A 3,245-nucleotide genomic window follows, 5' to 3' on the forward strand; every position below is an offset into this window, starting at 1 on the left:
GGAAGAAAAACAAAAGCAAAAAACCCCGCACCTTCCGGTACGGGGTTCTTCTAATTGATGCCTGGCAGTTCCCTACTCTCACATGGGGAGACCCCACACTACCATCGGCGCTACGGCGTTTCACTTCTGAGTTCGGCATGGGGTCAGGTGGGACCACCGCGCTAAAGCCGCCAGGCAAATTCTGTTTAATCTGTATCAAAGCTGAAATTTGATTATCTGTCTCTTCGCCAAAACATCTTCGGCGTTGTAAGGTTAAGCCTCACGGTTCATTAGTATCGGTTAGCTCAACGCATCGCTGCGCTTACACACCCGACCTATCAACGTCGTCGTCTTCAACGTTCCTTCAGGAGACTTAAAGTCTCAGGGAGAACTCATCTCGGGGCAAGTTTCGTGCTTAGATGCTTTCAGCACTTATCTTTTCCGCATTTAGCTACCGGGCAGTGCCATTGGCATGACAACCCGAACACCAGTGATGCGTCCACTCCGGTCCTCTCGTACTAGGAGCAGCCCCCCTCAATTCTCCAGCGCCCACGGCAGATAGGGACCGAACTGTCTCACGACGTTCTAAACCCAGCTCGCGTACCACTTTAAATGGCGAACAGCCATACCCTTGGGACCTACTTCAGCCCCAGGATGTGATGAGCCGACATCGAGGTGCCAAACACCGCCGTCGATATGAACTCTTGGGCGGTATCAGCCTGTTATCCCCGGAGTACCTTTTATCCGTTGAGCGATGGCCCTTCCATTCAGAACCACCGGATCACTATGACCTGCTTTCGCACCTGCTCGAGCCGTCACTCTCGCAGTCAAGCTAGCTTATGCCATTGCACTAACCTCCTGATGTCCGACCAGGATTAGCTAACCTTCGTGCTCCTCCGTTACTCTTTGGGAGGAGACCGCCCCAGTCAAACTACCCACCAGACACTGTCCGCAACCCGGATCACGGGTCTACGTTAGAACACCAGCCATTAAAGGGTGGTATTTCAAGGACGGCTCCATGCAGACTGGCGTCCACACTTCAAAGCCTCCCACCTATCCTACACATCAAGGACCAGTGTTCAGTGTCAAGCTATAGTAAAGGTTCACGGGGTCTTTCCGTCTTGCCGCGGGTACACTGCATCTTCACAGCGAGTTCAATTTCACTGAGTCTCGGGTGGAGACAGCCTGGCCATCATTACGCCATTCGTGCAGGTCGGAACTTACCCGACAAGGAATTTCGCTACCTTAGGACCGTTATAGTTACGGCCGCCGTTTACCGGGGCTTCGATCAAGAGCTTCGCGTTGCCGCTAACCCCATCAATTAACCTTCCGGCACCGGGCAGGCGTCACACCGTATACGTCCACTTTCGTGTTTGCACAGTGCTGTGTTTTTAATAAACAGTTGCAGCCAGCTGGTATCTTCGACTGATTTCAGCTCCACCCGCAGGGGCTTCACCTACATATCAGCGTGCCTTCTCCCGAAGTTACGGCACCATTTTGCCTAGTTCCTTCACCCGAGTTCTCTCAAGCGCCTTGGTATTCTCTACCTGACCACCTGTGTCGGTTTGGGGTACGATTTGATGTTACCTGATGCTTAGAGGCTTTTCCTGGAAGCAGGGCATTTGTTACTTCAGCACCGTAGTGCCTCGTCATCACACCTCAGCGTTAAAAGGTACCGGATTTACCTGGAACCTCCGCCTACATGCTTAAACCGGGACAACCGTCGCCCGGCTAACATAGCCTTCTCCGTCCCCCCTTCGCAGTAACACCAAGTACAGGAATATTAACCTGTTTCCCATCGACTACGCCTTTCGGCCTCGCCTTAGGGGTCGACTCACCCTGCCCCGATTAACGTTGGACAGGAACCCTTGGTCTTCCGGCGAGCGGGCTTTTCACCCGCTTTATCGTTACTTATGTCAGCATTCGCACTTCTGATACCTCCAGCAACCCTCACAGGCCACCTTCAACGGCTTACAGAACGCTCCCCTACCCAACAACACATAGTGTCGCTGCCGCAGCTTCGGTGCATGGTTTAGCCCCGTTACATCTTCCGCGCAGGCCGACTCGACCAGTGAGCTATTACGCTTTCTTTAAATGATGGCTGCTTCTAAGCCAACATCCTGGCTGTCTGTGCCTTCCCACATCGTTTCCCACTTAACCATGACTTTGGGACCTTAGCTGGCGGTCTGGGTTGTTTCCCTCTTCACGACGGACGTTAGCACTCGCCGTGTGTCTCCCGTGATAACATTCTTCGGTATTCGTAGTTTGCATCGGGTTGGTAAGCCGGGATGGCCCCCTAGCCGAAACAGTGCTCTACCCCCGAAGATGAGTTCACGAGGCGCTACCTAAATAGCTTTCGGGGAGAACCAGCTATCTCCCGGTTTGATTGGCCTTTCACCCCCAGCCACAAGTCATCCGCTAATTTTTCAACATTAGTCGGTTCGGTCCTCCAGTTAGTGTTACCCAACCTTCAACCTGCCCATGGCTAGATCACCGGGTTTCGGGTCTATACCCTGCAACTTAACGCCCAGTTAAGACTCGGTTTCCCTTCGGCTCCCCTATACGGTTAACCTTGCTACAGAATATAAGTCGCTGACCCATTATACAAAAGGTACGCAGTCACACCACGAAGGTGCTCCCACTGCTTGTACGTACACGGTTTCAGGTTCTTTTTCACTCCCCTCGCCGGGGTTCTTTTCGCCTTTCCCTCACGGTACTGGTTCACTATCGGTCAGTCAGGAGTATTTAGCCTTGGAGGATGGTCCCCCCATATTCAGACAGGATACCACGTGTCCCGCCCTACTCTTCGAGTTCACAACCTGTGCATTTTCGTGTACGGGACTGTCACCCTGTACCGTGCGACTTTCCAGACGCTTCCACTAACACACAAGCTGATTCAGACTCTGGGCTGCTCCCCGTTCGCTCGCCGCTACTGGGGGAATCTCGGTTGATTTCTTTTCCTCGGGGTACTTAGATGTTTCAGTTCCCCCGGTTCGCCTCGTTAACCTATGTATTCAGTTAACGATAGTGCAACGAATTGCACTGGGTTTCCCCATTCGGACATCGCCGGGTCAAAGGTTCATATCACCTCGCCGGCGCTTTTCGCAGATTAGCACGTCCTTCATCGCCTCTGACTGCCAGGGCATCCACCGTGTACGCTTAGTCGCTTAACCTCACAAACCCGAAGATGTTTCACTTCTGATTGCGAAAATTTGAGAGACTCGAACACACCATTTAAGATGTGTCGTTTCAATTTTCAGCTTGAT

Annotated in this window: 2 rRNA genes; both read right to left on the reverse strand. The window is 52.5% G+C overall.

Features of this window, described 5'->3' with window-relative positions:
- Positions 1 to 59 precede the first annotated feature (59 nt).
- Positions 60 to 175, reverse strand: a 5S ribosomal RNA gene (gene rrf / locus PI91_RS05475).
- 73 nt (positions 176 to 248) lie between these two features.
- Positions 249 to 3,152, reverse strand: a 23S ribosomal RNA gene (locus tag PI91_RS05480).
- Positions 3,153 to 3,245 lie beyond the last annotated feature (93 nt).

Origin of the sequence: Enterobacter sp. FB, assembly GCF_000805795.1 — a bacterium.
GTDB classification, from domain to species: Bacteria; Pseudomonadota; Gammaproteobacteria; order Enterobacterales; family Enterobacteriaceae; genus Enterobacter; species Enterobacter roggenkampii.